At 61.3% G+C, this 19,096-nt stretch carries 22 protein-coding genes; 13 read left to right on the top strand and 9 right to left on the bottom strand.

The features are described from left to right. Window positions 1-104 precede the first annotated feature (104 nt). Window positions 105-536, top strand: coding sequence for a GNAT family N-acetyltransferase (locus J3P79_RS10315; protein WP_434610192.1), 432 nt, complete (start codon window positions 105-107; stop codon window positions 534-536). A 17-nt stretch (window positions 537-553) separates the two neighbouring features. On the opposite strand, the gene J3P79_RS10310 is transcribed toward J3P79_RS10315, so the two are convergent. Continuing rightward, on the bottom strand, window positions 554-904 hold the full coding sequence (locus tag J3P79_RS10310; protein ID WP_434610189.1) for a hypothetical protein: 351 nt from the start codon (window positions 902-904) through the stop codon (window positions 554-556). A 132-nt stretch (window positions 905-1,036) separates the two neighbouring features. Here J3P79_RS10310 and J3P79_RS10305 point away from each other — a divergent pair, with 132 nt between their 5' ends. From J3P79_RS10305 to J3P79_RS10275, 7 genes are all read left to right on the top strand, one after another. Beyond that, window positions 1,037-1,366 carry a DUF6388 family protein gene (locus J3P79_RS10305; RefSeq protein WP_434610187.1) on the top strand — a complete coding sequence of 110 codons (330 nt, stop codon included), beginning with the start codon at window positions 1,037-1,039 and terminating at the stop codon, window positions 1,364-1,366. Window positions 1,367-1,465: 99 nt separating this feature from the next. Continuing rightward, a complete protein-coding gene (gene tusD, locus J3P79_RS10300; RefSeq protein WP_198723428.1) occupies window positions 1,466-1,858 on the top strand; it encodes a sulfurtransferase complex subunit TusD in 393 nt (130 codons plus the stop codon). Beyond that, the gene (gene tusC, locus J3P79_RS10295; RefSeq protein ID WP_434610184.1) at window positions 1,858-2,220 is read left to right on the top strand and encodes a sulfurtransferase complex subunit TusC; all 363 of its coding nucleotides are present in this window, start codon (window positions 1,858-1,860) and stop codon (window positions 2,218-2,220) included. The genes tusD and tusC overlap by 1 nt, the downstream gene beginning before the upstream one ends. After that, window positions 2,220-2,513, top strand: a complete 294-nt coding sequence (tusB, locus tag J3P79_RS10290; RefSeq protein ID WP_434610182.1) for a sulfurtransferase complex subunit TusB — start codon at window positions 2,220-2,222, stop codon at window positions 2,511-2,513. The genes tusC and tusB overlap by 1 nt, the downstream gene beginning before the upstream one ends. After that, window positions 2,510-2,845 carry a TusE/DsrC/DsvC family sulfur relay protein gene (locus J3P79_RS10285; protein WP_434610179.1) on the top strand — a complete coding sequence of 112 codons (336 nt, stop codon included), beginning with the start codon at window positions 2,510-2,512 and terminating at the stop codon, window positions 2,843-2,845. The genes tusB and J3P79_RS10285 overlap by 4 nt, the downstream gene beginning before the upstream one ends. Continuing rightward, window positions 2,842-3,843, top strand: coding sequence for a glycosyl transferase family protein (locus J3P79_RS10280; RefSeq protein ID WP_434610177.1), 1,002 nt, complete (start codon window positions 2,842-2,844; stop codon window positions 3,841-3,843). The genes J3P79_RS10285 and J3P79_RS10280 overlap by 4 nt, the downstream gene beginning before the upstream one ends. A gap of 88 nt (window positions 3,844-3,931) precedes the next feature. After that, a complete protein-coding gene (locus tag J3P79_RS10275; protein ID WP_434610175.1) occupies window positions 3,932-4,936 on the top strand; it encodes a glutathione S-transferase family protein in 1,005 nt (334 codons plus the stop codon). Window positions 4,937-5,015: 79 nt separating this feature from the next. On the opposite strand, the gene cysG is transcribed toward J3P79_RS10275, so the two are convergent. From cysG to J3P79_RS10245, 6 genes are read right to left on the bottom strand one after another with little or no spacing between them, the layout of a single operon-like run. Then, window positions 5,016-6,410 carry a siroheme synthase CysG gene (gene cysG / locus J3P79_RS10270; protein ID WP_434610173.1) on the bottom strand — a complete coding sequence of 465 codons (1,395 nt, stop codon included), beginning with the start codon at window positions 6,408-6,410 and terminating at the stop codon, window positions 5,016-5,018. Then, entirely contained in the window at window positions 6,411-7,691 is a 1,281-nt protein-coding gene (serS, locus tag J3P79_RS10265) for a serine--tRNA ligase (protein WP_434610171.1), read from the bottom strand. It lies immediately after the preceding gene. A gap of 15 nt (window positions 7,692-7,706) precedes the next feature. Next, window positions 7,707-8,081, bottom strand: coding sequence for a fluoride efflux transporter CrcB (crcB, locus tag J3P79_RS10260; protein WP_434610170.1), 375 nt, complete (start codon window positions 8,079-8,081; stop codon window positions 7,707-7,709). Next, window positions 8,078-9,403 (bottom strand): replication-associated recombination protein A, encoded by a 1,326-nt coding sequence (locus J3P79_RS10255; RefSeq protein WP_434610168.1) that lies wholly within the window; start codon window positions 9,401-9,403, stop codon window positions 8,078-8,080. The genes crcB and J3P79_RS10255 overlap by 4 nt, the downstream gene beginning before the upstream one ends. 35 nt (window positions 9,404-9,438) lie before the next feature. Then, entirely contained in the window at window positions 9,439-10,062 is a 624-nt protein-coding gene (gene lolA / locus J3P79_RS10250; RefSeq protein ID WP_434610166.1) for an outer membrane lipoprotein chaperone LolA, read from the bottom strand. A gap of 58 nt (window positions 10,063-10,120) precedes the next feature. Beyond that, window positions 10,121-12,529 carry a DNA translocase FtsK gene (locus J3P79_RS10245; protein WP_045155662.1) on the bottom strand — a complete coding sequence of 803 codons (2,409 nt, stop codon included), beginning with the start codon at window positions 12,527-12,529 and terminating at the stop codon, window positions 10,121-10,123. A gap of 318 nt (window positions 12,530-12,847) precedes the next feature. On the opposite strand from J3P79_RS10245, the gene trxB reads away from it, so the two are divergent. The 4 genes from trxB (at window position 12,848) to infA (ending at window position 15,699) form a co-directional block, all read left to right on the top strand. Next, window positions 12,848-13,807 carry a thioredoxin-disulfide reductase gene (trxB, locus tag J3P79_RS10240; protein ID WP_039592888.1) on the top strand — a complete coding sequence of 320 codons (960 nt, stop codon included), beginning with the start codon at window positions 12,848-12,850 and terminating at the stop codon, window positions 13,805-13,807. 70 nt (window positions 13,808-13,877) lie between these two features. Beyond that, entirely contained in the window at window positions 13,878-14,558 is a 681-nt protein-coding gene (gene aat / locus J3P79_RS10235; protein ID WP_434610163.1) for a leucyl/phenylalanyl-tRNA--protein transferase, read from the top strand. 56 nt (window positions 14,559-14,614) lie between these two features. Beyond that, on the top strand, window positions 14,615-15,322 hold the full coding sequence (locus J3P79_RS10230; RefSeq protein ID WP_039592886.1) for an arginyltransferase: 708 nt from the start codon (window positions 14,615-14,617) through the stop codon (window positions 15,320-15,322). 158 nt (window positions 15,323-15,480) lie between these two features. Next, window positions 15,481-15,699, top strand: a complete 219-nt coding sequence (gene infA / locus J3P79_RS10225) for a translation initiation factor IF-1 (protein WP_002553999.1) — start codon at window positions 15,481-15,483, stop codon at window positions 15,697-15,699. A 144-nt stretch (window positions 15,700-15,843) separates the two neighbouring features. On the opposite strand, the gene clpA is transcribed toward infA, so the two are convergent. Both clpA and clpS read right to left on the bottom strand, forming a co-directional pair. Further along, complete coding sequence (gene clpA, locus J3P79_RS10220; RefSeq protein WP_305495539.1) at window positions 15,844-18,114, bottom strand: ATP-dependent Clp protease ATP-binding subunit ClpA; 2,271 nt, start codon at window positions 18,112-18,114, stop codon at window positions 15,844-15,846. Between the two features lie 28 nt (window positions 18,115-18,142). Next, window positions 18,143-18,505: an ATP-dependent Clp protease adapter ClpS gene (clpS, locus tag J3P79_RS10215; protein WP_030141336.1), complete on the bottom strand. Its 363-nt coding sequence runs from the start codon at window positions 18,503-18,505 to the stop codon at window positions 18,143-18,145. Window positions 18,506-18,731: 226 nt separating this feature from the next. Here clpS and cspD point away from each other — a divergent pair, with 226 nt between their 5' ends. Next, window positions 18,732-19,040, top strand: coding sequence for a cold shock domain-containing protein CspD (cspD, locus tag J3P79_RS10210; protein WP_434610160.1), 309 nt, complete (start codon window positions 18,732-18,734; stop codon window positions 19,038-19,040). Window positions 19,041-19,096 lie beyond the last annotated feature (56 nt).

The following is a 19,096-nucleotide window of genomic DNA, read 5'->3' as shown; positions in this document are numbered from 1 at the left end:
TAGGGATCGCTTCAAAAGCACACAGGAGTATGGCTCGGTTTAAACAATATGCCTGTTTACTGTAGGCTCGCGTGTTTGATCATCCCTGGATAAGGACATTGCCGATGACACTGCGAATCGAACGCACGGACGCTCCAACCGATGAAGAACGCCAAGCCATCCTCGCGCCATTGCGGGCCTACAACGTCGCCCAGACTGGCGGAAGCGCACCGGAACCGGTCGCCTGGCTGGTGCGCGACGGGCACGATGAAATCGTCGGCGGACTGTATGGCCGGGTATTTTTTCGTTGGCTCTATATCGAATTGCTGGTGGTGCCTGAACAGGCGCGCGGCCAGGGCACGGGCTCGGAACTGATGCAGATGGCCGAACAACTGGCCAGGGAGAAGGATTGCGTGGGCATCTGGCTCGATACGTTCGACTTCCAGGCCCCGGATTTCTACCGCAGGCATGGTTTCACCGAGTGCGGCAAGATCGAGGACTATCCACCGGGGCATCAGCGCTTCTTTTTCCAGAAGCGCCTGGATTCCGAAAATTAAAACTCACCCTGTGGGATTCAGAGGCATGTCGCCAACGCCGCCAACCGGCGCTTGGCGACAAAATCATCATGCTTGGCGTAGTAATTCAATGCCGTACCCGTGGCACTGGTTTGCAGATCGACAAACGATTCGGCCGAGCGGGTGTAGACCGTCGAGCCGCCTTGCTTGCCGGGCTGCAGGTATGCGCCGGCATCGACCCCGAACACCGCCTCGTCTTCCCAGGCAAACTTTACGCATTGGGCGACATTCTGCTGCGGTTTATCCGAGGACAAGGTCTTGTAGGGGGCTTGGGTCCGGGCCTGCTCCATCGCCGAACCTGCGCAACCGGCCAGCAGGGTCGAGGCCACGGCCACCATCAGCATTCGCATTGCATTTCACTCTTCGAAAAAAAACCGACTGTAGCATTACGCCCCTGGTTGCCGTACGGCTTTACCGAAATTTGCAGGCGACAACCGCTATCGATTCACGCAACCTGTCGGCTAATTGACCAAGGAGCGACCATGGCGACAACCGAACAGCAGCACGAACGAGCCCTGCAGATTTTCCTCGACGCACGCCCCGAGCTGCGTCACGAACTGGACAATCTCAACCCGCTGCTGGCCCAGGCCAAGGGTGAAACCGCCGCGCAATACCGCGCCGAACGTTTGCACGAAGCGTTCGAAGCCGAGGCCGAACGCGAGGGCTTGTTCGCCTGGGAACTGACGCTGTTGCTGACGACCGCTTCAGCCGAGGACTACCAGGCCCAGCGTATGGAAGTGCACAAGGAGGTGGCGGAGATGGCGGGGATGGAATGGGAGGAGTATTGCCAGCTGTATGGCCTCAAGCCCTGAAGTGGGCCCCGTGGCGAGGCTGACCACGCAGTTCTTTGAGAATCGCCCCACCGCCCATAAAGCATTATCATGGCCGCAGTTTTGCTGATCGGGTCCGTCATGAAGTTCGCCATCGCGCTGTTTTCCGCCGCTCACGCGCCCTCCTCGCGCCGCGCCTTGCTGTTTGCCCAGGCAGCGCTGGCCGCTGGGCATGAGATCGTGCGGTTGTTTTTCTACCAGGACGGCGTCTACAACGCTGCCAACAGCGTCGTCACGCCTCAGGACGAGCAAGACCTGCCCCAGCAATGGCGCGCATTTGTCACCGAGCACCAGCTCGACGGCGTAGTGTGCATCGCGGCGGCATTGCGCCGTGGCGTGTTGAACGAGGAAGAAGCCCAGCGCTACCAGCGTTCGGCGGCCAGCGTCGAAGCGCCGTGGGCGCTGTCCGGCCTGGGTCAGTTGCACGATGCGATCCAGGATGCCGACCGCTTGATTTGCTTCGGAGGCGCGTAATGGCCAAGTCTTTATTGCTCATCAGCCGCCAAGCGCCTTGGTCCGGCCCCGGCGCCCGGGAAGCGTTGGACATCGTATTGGCTGGCGGTGCATTCGACTTGCCCATCGGCCTGCTGTTTCTCGATGACGGTGTGTTCCAGCTCGCCGCCGGGCAGGACGCGAAGGCAGTCCGGCAAAAGGACCTGAGCGCCAACTTGCAGGCCTTGCCGATGTTTGGCGTCGACGACCTGTTTGTCTGTGCCGACAGCGCCGCTGAACGCGGTCTCGCCGTCGATGCCCTGGCGCTGGACGACCTCAAAGCCCTGGGCGCAGCGGACATCGCCGCGCTCATCGACCGTTACGACCAGGTGATCACCCTCTGATGTCGACCTTGCATGTGTTGTCTCATTCCCCCTTCGGCGACGGCCGCCTCGCCAGTTGCCTGCGGATCCTGGGAAGCCACGACGCGCTGCTGCTGTGCGGCGACGCGGCTTATGCGCTGCAACCCGGCACCGTGCCGTTCGACACGCTGCAAGCCGGCGGCTGCAAAGTGTTCGTCCTTGCCGAAGACGCACAGGCCCGCGCCTTGGCTATTCCGGGCTGGGCCGAAGCCGTCGATTATCCGGCCTTCGTCGCGCTGTCGATCCAGCATGACAAGGTCAACAGCTGGCTATGAAGACCCTGACCGTGGGCGAACGCAGCATTGCGCTGGACAAGGATGGCTACTTGGCCGACCTCGATGATTGGTCCGCCGACGTGGCCACCGCCCTGGCCACCGCCGAAGACATCGACTTGAGCCCCGAGCACTGGGAAATCCTCGAACTGCTGCGCGCCTTCTACGATGAATTCCAGCTGTCCCCCGCCACCCGGCCGCTGATCAAGTACACCGCGCTGAAACTGGGGGCGGACAAGGGCAACAGCTTGCACCTGAACCGATTGTTCAAAGGCACTCCCGCCAAACTCGCCGCCAAGCTGGCGGGCCTGCCCAAACCGACGAATTGCCTATGACCGACTTTCCAGCACTGACCCTTGAGACTCCAGCCGAACACCCCTTCGCCCAGTTCGTGCGCATTCTTGGCAAAGGCAAGCGCGGCGCCCGCAACCTGACCCGTGAAGAAGCGCGGGAAGCCATGGGCATGGTGCTCGATGAGCAGGTCGAAGAAACCCAACTGGGCGCATTCCTCATGCTGTTGCGGCACAAGGAAGAAAGCGCCGAGGAAATGGCCGGTTTCACCGAAGCCCTGCGTGAACGCCTGGTGGTCCCGGCGTTGAAAGTGGACCTCGACTGGCCAACCTACGCCGGCAAGAAGCGCCATTTGCCGTGGTACCTGCTGTCGGCCAAATGCCTGGGGCAGAACGGCGTGCGGATTTTCATGCACGGCGGCGGCGCTCACACCGCCGGGCGGCTCTACACCGAACAACTGCTGGGCTTGCTGCAGATCCCGCTGTGCCGCGACTGGCAACAGGTCGGCAGCGCGCTGGACAACGGCGGCCTGGCCTTCATGCCGCTGGTGGATTGGGCGCCGCAAATGCAGCGCATGATCGACCTGCGCAACACCTTGGGCCTGCGCTCGCCGATCCATTCCCTGGCGCGGATCCTCAACCCGCTGGGCGCACGCTGCGGCCTGCAAAGCATCTTCCACCCGGGCTACCAGGCCGTGCACCGCGAGGCCAGCGGCTTGCTCGGCGACACCGCCATCGTGATCAAGGGCGACGGCGGCGAGATCGAGATCAACCCGGACGCCGACAGCCATTTGTACGGCACCACCGGGGGTGCCAGTTGGGATGAGGAATGGCCACGCTTGTCCGAGCAGCGCCACGTCAAGCCGGAGAGTCTTGATCCCGAGCATTTGAAAGCGATCTGGCGCGGCGACGTTGAGGACAGTTACCCGCAACTGGCGCTGATCGCCACCATGGCTTTGGCCTTGCGCGGCCTGGGTGATACTCGCGACGAAGCGTTCGAGAAGGCCCGGCAGTATTGGGATGCCCGGGATCGTTCGATATAACCGATCATTAACGCCCAACCTTTGCGCTATTAGTTCGAACCTATCGGCATAGACTCGTCTCGAATGATTATTGAGCGAGGACATTCAGATGGGTTTGTTGGTCGAGGGCCGCTGGCAGGACCAGTGGTATGAAAGCAAGGACGGCAGTTTCCAGCGCGAGCAGGCGCAACGCCGCAATTGGGTGACCGCCGATGGCAGCCCGGGCCCTTCGGGCGAGGGCGGCTTTGCCGCCGAGGCCGGGCGCTATCATTTGTATGTCTCCCTCGCCTGCCCCTGGGCGCACCGCACGCTGATCCTTCGCAAGCTCAAAGGCCTCGGGGACCTGATCGACGTCTCGGTGGTCAGCTACCTGATGCTGGAGAACGGCTGGACCTTCGACAAGACCCACGGTTCAACGGGCGACAAACTCGACGATCTGCGATTCCTGCACCAGCGCTACACCGCCGACACGCCGGACTACACCGGCCGCGTCACCGTGCCGGCCCTGTGGGACAAACAGCAACGACGCATCGTCAGCAACGAATCGGCTGAAATCATCCGCATGTTCAACAGTGCTTTCGATGGCCTGACCGGCAACGACCTGGACCTGTATCCCGAACACCTGCGACACGAGATCGATGCGCTGAACGGGCGTATCTACCCGGCAGTGAACAACGGCGTATATCGCGCCGGGTTCGCGACGATCCAGGCCGCTTATGAAGAGGCCTTCGACCAATTGTTTGCCGAACTGGATCGATTGGAAGCCCTGTTGGAAACCCGTCGTTACCTGGCGGGCGAATACCTGACCGAAGCGGATATCCGCTTGTTCACCACCATGATTCGTTTCGACGCGGTGTACTTCGGCCATTTCAAGTGCAACCTTCGGCGCATTGCCGATTATCCGAACCTGTCGAACTGGCTGCGGGAGTTGTACCAATGGCCGGGGATTGCCGAGACCGTGGATTTCACCCATATCCAGGGCCATTACTACGGCAGCCACAAGACCATCAATCCGAACGGGATCGTGCCCAAGGGGCCGAAGCAGGACTTTACGGTGGCCCATGATCGGGAGAGATTGAGCGGGAAAGGGATTTGGCGTGGGGCGGGTGCTTGATCGCAGATTTTCGCTGTATTTGAGGGCTTCATCGTCGGAACGCCGCCCGGAGCAAGCTCGCGATTGGGACAACACGGTTTCAGACTTGGCCTTGCGCCCCTTCAAACCACGCCAGTTTCTCGCGCAGTTGCACCACTTCCCCAACAATCACCAGGGTCGGCGCATGCACCTCGTGCTCGGCCACCAGCCGTGGCAAGTCCGCCAAAGTGCCGGTAAAGACCCGTTGGTTGGACGTCGTACCCTGCTGGATCAACGCCGCTGGCGTGTCCGCCGAGCGACCGTGCTTGATCAGCTCGTTGCAAATCACTGGCAAGCCGACCAAACCCATGTAGAACACCAGCGTCTGTGCTGGTGAGACCAGGTCCGCCCACGGCAAGTCGCTGGTGCCGTCCTTGAGGTGACCGGTGATGAACCGCACCGACTGGGCGTGGTCGCGATGGGTCAGCGGGATCCCGGCGTAGGCTGCGCAACCGCTGGCAGCGGTGATGCCCGGAACGACCTGGAACGGGATGCCATGGGCCGCCAGTTCTTCGATCTCTTCGCCACCACGACCGAAGATGAACGGATCGCCGCCCTTCAACCGCACCACGCGCTTGCCTTGGCGGGCCAGTTCCACCAGTTGCTGGTTGATCTGATCCTGCGGCACTGCGTGCTCGGAACGACGCTTGCCGACGTAGACCCGTTCGGCGTCGCGACGGCACAGTTCGAGGATCGCCGGCGCCACCAGGCGGTCGTAAAGCACCACGTCCGCCTGTTGCATCAGGCGCAAGGCGCGGAACGTCAGCAGGTCCGGATCACCCGGCCCGGCACCCACCAGATAGACCTCACCCGGCGCGTTCGGCGCCTCACCATCGATTTTCTCCCGCAGCAGGCGTTCGGCTTCGGCGCCCTGCCCGGCCAACTGACGGTCGGCAATGGGGCCTTGGAATACCTCTTCCCAGAACGCCCGGCGCTGCTGGACGTCAGGAAACAAGCCTTTGACCTGATTGCGAAAACGCGCCGCCAGCCCGGCCAACTGCCCGTAGGTCGATGGAATCCAGGTTTCCAGTTTGGCCCGGATCAGCCGCGCCAGCACCGGTGCATCGCCGCCACTGGACACCGCGATCACCAGCGGTGAGCGGTCGACGATGGCCGGGAAGATCACGCTGCACAGGGCCGGCGCGTCTACCACGTTGACCGGCACGCAACGCTTATGAGCGTCGGCCGAGACCTGGGCATTGAGCGGTTCGTCGTCGGTGGCGGCAATGACCAGCCCGCAACCGTCCAGATCCGTCTCCCGGTAACCGCGCTGGACACACTCGCCGCCGCTGCCACTGACCAGCTCCCGCAACTGCGGTTCGATGTCGGGTGCGACCACCCGCAGGAACGCGCCAGCATCGGCCAACAAGCGAGACTTGCGCAGGGCAATCTCGCCGCCGCCGACCACCAGCACGCGGCTGCCGCGCAGGTTGTGGAACAGTGGCAAATAGTCCATTTAACCGATGACCTCGATGCCGCCCATGTACGGTTTCAACACCTCAGGCACACGGATCGAACCGTCGGCCTGCTGGTAGTTCTCCAGCACCGCCACCAGGGTACGGCCCACCGCCAGTCCGGAGCCGTTGAGGGTATGGACCAGTTCCGGCTTGCCGGTTTCCGGATTGCGGAAGCGCGCCTGCATGCGGCGGGCCTGGAAGTCGCCGCAGTTGGAGCACGACGAAATCTCGCGATACTTGTCCTGGCTCGGGATCCAGACTTCCAGGTCATAGGTCTTCACCGCACTGAAGCCCATGTCGCCGGTGCACAGCGCCAGGGTGCGATACGGCAGCTCCAGCAGTTGCAGGACTTTCTCGGCGTTGGCGGTCAGGCTTTCCAGCGCTTCCATGGATTTCGACGGCTCGACGATCTGCACCATCTCGACCTTGTCGAACTGGTGCTGGCGGATCATGCCGCGCGTGTCGCGGCCCGACGCACCGGCTTCGCTACGGAAGCACGGCGTGTGGGCGACGAACTTGATCGGCAGTTGCCTGGCGTCGACGATTTCGCCGGCAACGATGTTGGTCAGCGACACTTCGGCGGTCGGGATCAGGTACAGGTCGGCTTCGCCATCGCGACCGATCTTGAACAGGTCTTCCTCGAACTTCGGCAACTGGCCTGTGCCTTGCAGCGCTGGGGCCTGGACCAGGTACGGCGTGTAGGCTTCTTCGTAACCATGCTCGGTAACGTGCAGGTTGATCATGAACTGCGCCAGCGCGCGATGCAGACGAGCAATCGGTCCACGCAACAAGGCGAAACGCGCGCCCGACAGCTTGGCAGCGGTCTCGAAGTCGAGCCAGCCGAATTTCTCACCCAGGGCCACGTGGTCCTGCACCGGAAAATCGAACGTTGTTGGTGTGCCCCAGCGGCGCACTTCGACGTTGCCGTCTTCGTCTTCACCGACCGGCACCGATTCGTGAGGCAGGTTCGGGATGCCCAGCAGGATCGAATCCAGCTCGGTCTGGATCGCGTCCAGCTCGACCTTGCCGGCGCTCAACTCGCCCGCCATGCGCTCGACATCGGCCATCAGCGGCGCGATGTCTTCGCCGCGCTGCTTGGCCTGGCCGATGGATTTGGAGCGCGCGTTACGTTCAGCCTGCAGGGCTTCGGTGCGGGTCTGGACGGTCTTGCGCTGTTCTTCCAGCGCTTCGATGCGCGCGACGTCCAGGGCAAAGCCACGGGAAGCCAGGCGGTCCGCTACGTCCTGCAGGTTGCTACGTAACAGTTTGGAATCGAGCATGTCGGTCTCTCGTTATCAAAGTTTGGTCAGGGACAGGCCGGCCCAGGTGGCGAGCAGCCCGCCGAACACGCTGATGGCCGCATAGCCCAGGGCCAGCGGCACCTGCCCGCTTTCCAGCAGGCGCACCGTATCCAGTGAAAAGGATGAAAAAGTCGTCAGGCCGCCAAGAAAACCGACCATCAACCCCGCACGCACCTCGATGGGCACCTCGGGGCGAATCAAAAACAGGCCGTAAAGAATGCCGATCAGCAGACAGCCCACGATATTAACGGCCAGCGTCGCGGTATAGAAGTGCCGCGGCCAATTTGCGCTGATCCAGTTACCCGTGGCGAAACGCAACAACGTACCGGCCACACCGCCGGCGGAGACTGCGAGAATCAAGGGGATCAAGGTTTTCTCCGCTGCCGTGGACTCAGTCGGTCCAGCTGGGCCAAGTGATTGAGCTTCTCGCCGATCTTCAATTCCAGCCCACGGGGCACCGGTTGATAGAACGACTGGGGTTCGAGTTCTTCGGGAAAATAGTCTTCGCCAGCGGCATAAGCGTCGGGCTCGTCGTGGGCATAGCGGTATTCGTCGCCATAACCCAACTGCTTCATGAGCTTGGTCGGCGCGTTGCGCAGGTGCAGCGGCACTTCGAGTGAGCCGTGCTCGGTGGCGCTGCGCATCGCAGCCTTGAAGCCCATGTACACGGCGTTGCTCTTGGGCGCACAGGCCAGGTAAGTGATGGCCTGGGCCACGGCGAGCTCGCCTTCCGGGCTGCCGAGGCGTTCCTGCACGTCCCAGGCCGCCAGGCACAGGCTCAACGCCCGCGGGTCGGCATTGCCGATGTCCTCGCTGGCCATGCGCACGACACGACGGGCCAGGTACAGCGGATCGCAACCGCCGTCGATCATCCGCGCAAACCAGTACAAGGCGCCGTCAGGATTGGAGCCACGCACCGATTTGTGCAGCGCCGATATCTGGTCGTAGAACGCCTCGCCGCCCTTGTCGAAGCGGCGCCGGGTGTCGCCCAGCAGGCTTTGCAAGAGCTCGACGCCAATTTCGCTGTCGTCTTCGGCCAGGTCCGAGGCGTTTTCCAAGAGGTTGAGCAAGCGGCGGCCATCACCGTCCGCGGCACTGAACAATATCTGGAAGCCCTCATCGCTGAGGCTCAGGTGGCGCTTGCCCAGGCCGCGTTCTTCGGTCAGTGCCCGATGCACCAACTTGCGCATGGCGGTTTCGTCGAGGCTCTTGAGCACGTAGACCCGCGCCCGCGACAGCAAGGCGTTGTTAAGTTCGAACGAAGGGTTTTCGGTGGTCGCGCCAATGAAAATCAGCGTGCCGTCTTCGACATAAGGCAGGAACGCATCCTGCTGGGATTTGTTGAACCGGTGGACTTCGTCGACGAACAGAATGGTGCGTTTGCCGTACTGGCCGGCCTGTTGCTTGGCGACTTCCACCGCCTGGCGGATTTCCTTGACGCCGGCCAGCACCGCCGACACCGTTTCGAAATGCGCGTCCGAGACTTCCGCCAACAGCCGCGCCAGGGTGGTCTTGCCCACGCCTGGCGGGCCCCAGAAGATCATCGAGTGCAGGGCGCCCTGCTCCAAGGCTTCGCGCAGAGGCTTGCCGCGGGCGAGCACATGTTCCTGGCCGACGTACTCATCCAGGTTGGTCGCGCGCAAACGGGCGGCCAATGGCTGGGCAATCGGGGCGCTTCGAAACAGGTCCATCACTGCTTATACAACCTCCACTAGGGCGCTTGGGGCTATTCCTGGATCACGTCCGCACCCTTGGGGATGTCGAACTTGAACTTGGACGCAGGGATCGGCTCGTTGGCCTTGACCCCGGTGAACAGGATATTGGTGCGCTGGCCGACGCTGTCGATCAGTTGCATGTCGTTGACCAGGCCGTTGCGGAACGACAGGCGCAGGCTGTCGAACAGGCTGTCCTTGGTCTTCGGCTTGAGAGTGAAGTCAATCACGCCGCCCGCTTCCTTGGAGCTGATGTCGAAGCTCTGGCTGATCTCGGAGATGTCGCCGGACAGCAACAGCGCCGGCGTCTGGGTCAGGCGCTGGTCGAGGGTCTTGATGGTCACCTGTTCCAGGTCCGGGTCCCACAGCGAGACTTTCTTGCCGTCGGAAACCATCAGCTGTTCGGCGGGCGCATCGGTGTGCCAATAGAACAGGCCCGGACGCTGCAGGGCCATGTCGCCGGCGGTTTCCTGCAACTGGGTGCCGCTGCCGTCGAGGGTCAACTGGGAAAAGCGTGCCGTCAGGGTCTGGGAGCTACCCAACAACTGGGTCAGGCGAGCCACGTCCTTCTCGCCGGCGTGGGCCGACAACGTGCTCAAGGCCAATACGGGCAACAGCAGCATGCGAATCAGGCGCATGGGAATCCTCATGAAGTCGTGGGGAGTCGAACGGCGTGTCATCACGCCGCCCGGGTAGTCAGTCGCGCATCGGGCCCGGCGCGAGCACTTCGCGCGAACCGTTGGTGTTCATGGCCGTCACGACCCCGGCCATTTCCATGGCTTCGATCATGCGGGCGGCGCGGTTGTAGCCGATCTTCAGCTTGCGCTGTACCGCGGAAATCGAGGCCCGGCGGCTCTCCAGGACGAACTGCACCGCTTCGTCATAGAGCGCGTCGGTCTCGGCATCGTCATCGCCGCCACCGCCGCTGCCGCCTTCAAAGCCGCTGCCGGCCTCTTCGACACCGTTGAGGATGTCGTCGTTGTATTCAGGTGCGCCGCGCAACTTCCAGGCTTCCACCACGCGGTGCACTTCGTCATCGGAGACGAACGCGCCGTGGACACGGATCGGCAGGCTGGTGCCGGGCGGCATGTAGAGCATGTCACCGTGGCCCAGCAGTTGCTCGGCGCCACCCTGGTCGATGATGGTCCGCGAGTCGATCTTGCTCGACACCTGGAACGCCATGCGGGTCGGGATGTTGGCCTTGATCAGGCCGGTGATCACGTCCACCGACGGCCGCTGGGTGGCGAGGATCAAGTGGATACCCGCCGCACGGGCCTTCTGGGCGATACGGGCGATCAGTTCTTCGACCTTCTTGCCGACGATCATCATCATGTCGGCGAATTCGTCCACCACCACCACGATGGTCGGCAGCTTGTGCAGCAGCGGCGCTTCGTCGTGGATGCTTTCGCGGTGATACAGCGGGTCGCTCAACGGCGTCCCGGCCTCTTCGGCCTCCTTCACCTTGGCGTTGAAGCCCGACAGGTTGCGCACGCCCATCTTCGCCATCAGCTTGTAGCGGCGCTCCATCTCGGCGACGCTCCAGCGCAGCGCGTTGGCGGCGTCCTTCATGTCGGTGACCACCGGGCACAGCAGGTGCGGAATGCCCTCGTAGATCGACAGTTCAAGCATCTTCGGGTCGATCATGATCAGCTTGGCGTCTTCCGGGCCGGACTTGAACAGGATCGACAGGATCATCGCGTTCACGCCCACCGACTTACCGGAACCGGTAGTACCGGCCACCAGCAAGTGGGGCATCTTGGCCAGGTCGGTGATGACCGGCTTGCCACCGATGTCATGGCCCAGGGCCAGGGTGACCGGCGACTTGTGGTTGTCGTACTCCGGCGTCGACAGCACCTCGGAGAAACGCACGATCTGCCGGTCTTCGTTGGGAATCTCGATGCCCACGGTGGTCTTGCCCGGAATCACTTCCACTACCCGCACGCTGGTCACGGCCAGGGAACGCGCCAGGTCCTTCGCCAGGTTGGCGATGCGGCTGACTTTCACGCCAGCGGCCGGCTGGATTTCGTAACGGGTAATGACCGGGCCCGGGTGAATCGAATCCACCGAGACCTCAACACCGAATTCCTTGAGCTTGATCTCAAGCAAATGCCCGACGGCCGCCAGGGACTCGGGGGAATAATTGAGCTGTTTCTTCTCGGCCGGGTCGAGGATAGAGATCGGCGGCAAGGTGCCCTCGACCGCGCTGTCGACGAACAACGGTGCCTGTTTTTCCTTCTGCACGCGCTTGCTTTGCTCGGGCGGCTTGGCCGGGGCCATGGTGATGACCGGCGGCACCTGTTTTTCGCGCTCGGACATGTGCTTGCTCAGGGCCTGCTCGCGCTCGATCAGACGTTCCTTGACCTTGGCCTGCTCGCGTTTGTCCGTCACCGTCGGCGCCACGACGTCGTGGACGCGGTCGTCGACTTCACGCAGTTGCGCCACCAGTTGCTTGCGTTCATTGCGCGCCGCCCACCAGCGGTTCAGCGCGCCCTGGATCAATTCGATGAGGTCGAGGGTGATCTTGCCGGTAACGTCCATGACCTTGAACCACGACAGGTCGGTAAACACCGTCAGGCCAAACAGGAACAAGGCGATGAACAGCAGCGTACTGCCCTGGATGTTGAGCGCGTTCCTGGCCAGGTCGCCGAGGCTTTCACCCAGCGCGCCACCGGCCCCGGCCGGCAGGCCCGTAGGCGCGTGGAAATGAATGTGGGCCAGGGCGGCGCCAGACAACACCAGGAAGACCAGGCCGATCAGGCGCCAGGAAAACAGCCAGCCGCTCCACTGCCAAGGCTCATGGCGCTGGCGGAATATCTGGTACGTCTTGATCGCCAGCAGCAGCGGGAAGATATAGGCGAAGTAGCCCAGCACCATGAACAGGATGTCGGCGCTGTAGGAACCGGCCGGACCGCCGAAGTTCTGCACGTCTTCGATCTTGCTGTTGTGGCTCCAGCCCGGATCGTCCTTGCCGTAGGTCAGCAAGGCCATCATCAGGAACAGGCACAAGGCACCGATGGCGATCAACGCACCTTCCTTGAGCCGGTAGTGCAATTGTTGGCGCCAGAGCGGAACGACTGTCTTGGGTGCTGCGGTGGATTTCTTCAAAACGCTTCTTTTCCTGCGCCTATGGCGCGTCCATCTGTTGAATGACTATGAAAAACTGCCCATCACGAGCAGGTAAAAAAGTGAATGTGCCCAACCGGTACTACTTTTACCACTGTGGCATGCGTCCGGAAAACCACAGGAGTCGCCAAAGAGGTTGATCTTTTGCGCATCCTGCGTTCAAAACCCAAGCATTGTACGGGTTTGTCATGCCCAAGGCATTGCCCGCACGCTCGGCGACAGCATAGCCATGATCAAGGGTCTTGGGCGCCAATTTGAGCATGCATTCTCTTTTGTGACAAAGGCTTATGAGGTGTTTTTATGAGCGAAGCGAAGCATTCACGCCTGATTATTCTCGGTTCCGGCCCTGCAGGGTACAGCGCAGCTGTCTATGCGGCCCGTGCCAACCTCAAACCCGTTGTCATTACCGGCATACAGGCCGGTGGCCAGCTCACCACCACGGTCGAAGTCGATAACTGGCCGGGCGATGTCGAAGGCTTGACCGGCCCGGTGCTGATGGAACGCATGCAGCGGCACGCCGAGCGCTTCGACACGCAGATCGTCTACGACCATATCCACACCGCCAAGTTGCAACAGCGTCCTTTCGAACTGGTCGGTGACAGTGGCACCTATACCTGCGACGCGCTGATCATCGCCACCGGCGCCTCGGCGCAATACCTCGGCCTGCCGTCGGAGGAAACCTTCGCCGGCAAGGGTGTTTCAGCCTGCGCGACCTGCGATGGTTTTTTCTATCGAAACCAGGTGGTGGCCGTGGTTGGTGGCGGCAACACCGCCGTCGAGGAAGCCTTGTACCTGTCGAATATCGCCAAGGAGGTGCACTTGATCCACCGAAGGGACAAGCTGCGCTCGGAAAAGATATTGCAGGACAAGCTTTTCGAGAAAGCCGCCAACGGCAATATCCGCCTGCACTGGAACCAGAACCTGGATGAAGTCCTGGGGGACGCCAGCGGTGTGACCGGCGCGCGCCTGCGGCACAGCGAGACCGGCGAAACCAGTACGCTGTCCCTGGCCGGAGTGTTCATTGCCATCGGTCATAAACCCAACACCGACCTGTTCCAGGGCCAACTGAACATGCGCGATGGTTATTTGATCGTGCGCGGCGGCAGCGAGGGCAATGCCACCGCCACCGACATCGAAGGCGTCTTCGCCGCCGGCGATGTGGCCGATCATGTCTACCGCCAGGCCATCACTTCTGCCGGCGCCGGCTGCATGGCCGCCCTGGATGCGGAAAAGTATCTCGATGACATCCCGGCCGTTTGACGGTTAACCTCTAGGCGGGGCTCCGGCTGATCTGGAGCCCCGCCCTCCCCTTCTGCAAGCCCGGACAACGATGCTGACTTGGTTACAACGCAACACATTCGATTTTCCGCCCCTGGAAAAAGCCATGCGCGACCCCAACGGCCTGCTCGCCGCCGGTGGGGATTTGTCCGCCGACCGCTTGATCCAGGCCTATCGCCACGGCTGCTTCCCGTGGTTCTCGGAGGGCCAGCCGATCCTGTGGTGGTCACCGGACCCGCGCACCGTGCTGTTTCCCGACGAGCTGCATGTCTCGCGCAGCCTGGGCAAGCTATTGCGCAAGCGGCGCTATGACGTGACATTCGACCGGGACTTCGCAGCCGTCATCAAGGCCTGCGCCGCGCCCCGGGATTATGCCGATGGCACCTGGATCACCGACGCCATGCAGACCGCTTATCTGGAACTGCACCGACGCGGCTTCGCCCATTCCGTGGAGGTCTGGGATCGAGGCGTGTTGGTCGGCGGTCTGTACGGCCTGGCGATGGGGCAATTGTTTTTTGGCGAGTCCATGTTCAGTCGAGCCGACAATGCGTCGAAATTTGGCTTCGCAACCCTGGTCCAACACCTCAAGGAAGCAGGGTTCGTCCTGATCGATTGCCAAATGCCCACCGAGCACCTGCACAGCCTGGGCGCGCGATCGATTCCGCGAACCGAATTCACCGCTTACTTGAAAGCCCATCTGGACCAACCCAACCAAGCCACCTGGGTTTGCTGAGCGATATTCGCGCTCCTGGCTTACACTTGAATTGAAGTTTATCCCGAGGGTTGATCATGACCGAGTTGGCGCGCTTGAAGTTCTATGCCACTCAACCTCACTCTTGCAGCTACCTGCCAGAGGAGCAGGCCACGACCCTGTTTCTCGATCCCAGCCAGCCCATGGACGTGCATGTCTATGCAGACCTGTCGGAGATGGGCTTTCGTCGCAGCGGCGATCACCTGTACCGGCCCCATTGCCAGCATTGCAACGCGTGCGTCCCGGCGCGCATTCCCGTGGCCCGCTTCACCCCCAACCGACAGCAGAAACGCATTTTCAAGCGCAACGCCGATGTGCAGGTACGCCCAGCTAAACCGCAGTTCAGCGAAGAATATTTCGACCTGTACCAGCGCTACATCGAGCAGCGCCACGCCGACGGCGACATGTACCCGCCCAGCCGAGACCAGTTTTCGACCTTCCTGGTGCGCGACCTGCCGTTTTCACGCTTCTATGAGTTTCGCCTCGAGGGCCGGCTGGTGGCCATCGCGGTCACCGACCTGCTGCCCAACGGCCTGTCGGCGGTCTACACCTTTTATGAGCCCGACGAAGAAAAACGCAGCCTGGGACGTTTTGCCATCCTCTGGCAGATCAATGAGTGTCGGCGCCTGGGCCTGGAAGCGGTGTACCTGGGGTACTGGATCAAGAACTGCAAAAAAATGAACTACAAGACCCAGTATCGGCCCATTGAATTGCTGATCAACCAGCGGTGGGTTGTCCTGAACTAAGGCCGCTCGCGAGTTCGCGTCTTATCGAAGCGCCGGACTCATTGAGGAACCTCCCAAGAACCCCTTGGCTTGGCCCCCCTTTTTCGGGCACAATGCACGCCGCTTTTGCCTGGCGCAGTTGCACCGGGCCATTCACTGGATACCGAGGGCTTTACTGCATGTCGAAAGAAGACAGCTTCGAAATGGAAGGCACTGTCGTCGACACCCTGCCCAACACCATGTTTCGTGTGGAGTTGGAAAATGGGCACGTCGTAACCGCGCATATCTCCGGCAAGATGCGCAAGAACTACATTCGTATTCTTACCGGTGACAAAGTGCGCGTCGAGCTGACGCCCTATGACTTGAGCAAAGGGCGCATCACTTACCGCGCTCGCTAACAAGTCAATACAAAACGCCCGGCTTATGTCGGGCGTTTTTGTTTGCCTGGGATTTGCCCCAATCTTTCAGATTGCGCAAATCCTGTGGGTGTTCAGAGTAAAAAAGGCGCCTTTCGGCGCCTTTTGCTTTGTTGCAGCTAACGATCAAGCCATTTCGGCGGTGGTTTCGAAGTCGAAGGTCAGCTCGCCGTCCTTGATGTCGATGTGAACCACACCGCCATGCTCAGCCAGTTCGCCAAACAGGATTTCCTCGGCCAGCGGACGCTTGATCTTGTCCTGGATCAAGCGAGCCATCGGCCGGGCGCCCATCGTCACGTCGTAGCCACCTTCCGCCAGCCAGCTGCGCGCCGCATCGGTGACCTCCAGCAACACGCGCTTGTCTTCGAGCTGCGCCTGAAGTTCGGTGAGGAACTTGTCCACCACGCTCTTGATGACTTCATGGCTGAGGCGACCGAACTGGATAATGGTGTCCAGGCGGTTGCGGAACTCAGGCGTGAAGCTCTTCTTGATCACTTCCATCGCATCGGACGAGTGGTCCTGATGAGTGAAACCGATCGAAGCGCGCGCGGCCGTCTCGGCACCCGCGTTCGTGGTCATGATGATGATCACGTTGCGGAAGTCCGCCTTGCGCCCGTTGTTGTCGGTCAACGTACCGTGGTCCATGACCTGCAGCAGCAGGTTGAAGACTTCCGGATGCGCCTTCTCGATTTCGTCGAGCAACAGCACACAGTGAGGCTGCTTGGTAATTGCCTCGGTCAGGAGCCCGCCCTGGTCGAAACCGACATACCCCGGAGGCGCACCGATCAGACGCGATACGGTGTGGCGCTCCATGTACTCGGACATGTCAAAGCGAACCAGCTCGATCCCCAGCGCCTTGGCCAACTGTCGCGCCGCCTCGGTCTTGCCGACACCGGTAGGTCCGGCGAACAGGAACGAACCGACCGGCTTGTCTGGCGACTTCAGCCCGGCGCGAGACAGCTTGATCGCGGTCGACAGCGAGTCGATGGCCGCATCCTGGCCGAACACCGTCAGCTTGAGGTCGCGCTCCAGGTTGCGCAGCAATTCCTTGTCGGAGCTGGTGACATGCTTTGGCGGAATCCGCGCGATTTTCGCGACGATGTCCTCGACTTGCGGCACGTCGATGCGCTTGACGCGATTTTCCACCGGCTGCAGGCGCTGGTAGGCACCCGCCTCGTCGATGACGTCGATGGCCTTGTCCGGCATATGCCGATCATTGATGTAGCGCGACGCCAGCTCGGCAGCGGCGCGCAACGCTTCATCACTGTATTCGATGCTGTGGTGCAGCTCGAAACGCCCTTTCAGGCCGCGCAGGATACCAATGGTGTCTTCCACCGACGGCTCCGACACGTCGACTTTCTGGAAACGCCGCGCCAGGGCACGGTCCTTCTCGAAGATGCCGCGGAACTCCTGGAACGTGGTCGAGCCAATGCAACGGATATCGCCCGAGGAAAGCAGCGGCTTGAGCAGGTTCGAGGCATCCATGACGCCACCTGACGCAGCACCCGCACCGATGATGGTGTGGATCTCGTCGATGAACAGGATCGCCTGCGGCCGCTTCTTCAGCTCGCCGAGCAGCGCCTTGAAGCGCTTCTCGAAGTCGCCACGGTATTTGGTACCGGCCAGCAAGGCACCCAGGTCGAGGGAATACACCACGCTATTGGCCAGCAGGTCCGGTACCTGGTTGTCGACGATGCGCTTGGCCAGGCCTTCGGCGATGGCGGTCTTGCCCACCCCCGCCTCGCCCACCAGCAGTGGGTTGTTCTTGCGGCGCCGCGCGAGGATCTGCGCCACGCGCTCGACTTCCGCCTCGCGTCCGACCAGCGGGTCGATGCGGCCCTGGCGGGCCAGTTCGTTCAGGTTGCTGGCATACGCGTCCAGCGGATTGCCTGATGAAGAAGACTCACCGCCCTCGTCGTCCTGCATGTCCTGCTCACCTTCGGAATGATCGCCATGCCCCGGCACTTTCGAGATGCCGTGGGCGATGTAGTTGACGACATCGATGCGCGCAACGCTCTGTTGCTTGAGCAGGAATACCGCCTGGCTTTCCTGCTCGCTGAAAATGGCCACCAGCACGTTGGCCCCGGTGACTTCGCGCTTGCCCGAGCTCTGCACGTGAAAGACAGCACGCTGCAGTACACGCTGGAAGCCCAGGGTTGGCTGGGTTTCGCGGTCCTCGTCGTGAACGGGGATCAACGGCGTGGTGGAGTCGATGAACTCCTGCAAATCGTGCTTGAGTTTGTCGAGGTTCGCGCCGCAGGCACGCAAAACGGTGGCGGCAGCCTCGTTATCCAATAGGGCCAACAGCAGGTGCTCGACGGTCATGAATTCATGACGCTTCGAACGAGCCTCCTTGAAGGCAAGATTGAGGGTGACTTCGAGCTCGCGGTTTAACATGGTTCACCTCATACCCAAGTGGTCGGCGTTAACCGTCCTTCTCGATTTCACAGAGTAGCGGATGCTGGCTTTCCCTGGCGTACTGGTTGACCTGCATGGCCTTGGTCTCCGCGATGTCGCGGGTAAACACACCACATACTGCCCGTCCCTCTGTATGAACGGCCAGCATGACCTTGGTCGCCAGCTCACGATTCAGGTTGAAAAACACCTCGAGCACTTCGACGACGAAATCCATCGGTGTGTAGTCATCGTTGAACAAAACCACCTTGTACATCGGTGGAGCCTGTAAAGCGGGCTTTGATTCCTGAACAGCAATGCCCGCTGAATCGTCGTCATGTTGATCCGGGCGATCCTGATTGAATGTTAGTCGAATCTGGCTGATTGCATGCATGGAAAGAAAGGTTCGTTTAGTTGGCAAATACAGTGATGGGGCCGCTTGCGGGCGATTTCAACCGCTACCGCCCGATCACCTTGACTAACGGCGAATCGGTGTTACAACCAATAGAGCCCACCGTGGGTTAAAAAGGTCCGCGAAGTCAATCCGATTTCCATTTGATCGACAGCGGATGATCAGGATGATACTCCGTTGCCGGGGTGTGTTGCAGAGGGAAATTGGTATGTCAGGTACCACCAGTGCGCGAGTCAAGGGAAAGGTCAAATGGTTCAATAACGCCAAGGGCTACGGCTTCATTATCCAGGATGGGAAGGACGAGGATCTCTTCGCTCATTTCTCTGCCATTCAGATGGACGGTTATAAAACCCTGAAGGCAGGCCAGCCGGTGTCGTTCTGCATGGTACAGGGGCCAAAGGGTACGCATGCCGTTGAAATCCGCCCGGTCGCCGTCGAAGCCGAGGGCACTTCGTGCAGCGTAAAGCCAGAGCCCGGCAAGGTCCGCCTCGAGCCACGCGTCACCGAGGATCACTAGATCCCCTGTTCCACACGATAAAAAATGCCCGGTTTCGATCACTCGAACCGGGCATT

The organism is Pseudomonas sp. R1-7, from assembly GCF_051132105.1.
Lineage (GTDB): Bacteria > Pseudomonadota > Gammaproteobacteria > Pseudomonadales > Pseudomonadaceae > Aquipseudomonas.
The sequence above is the reverse complement of the archived record's forward strand: the minus strand, read 5'-3'. Positions and strand labels throughout refer to the sequence as shown.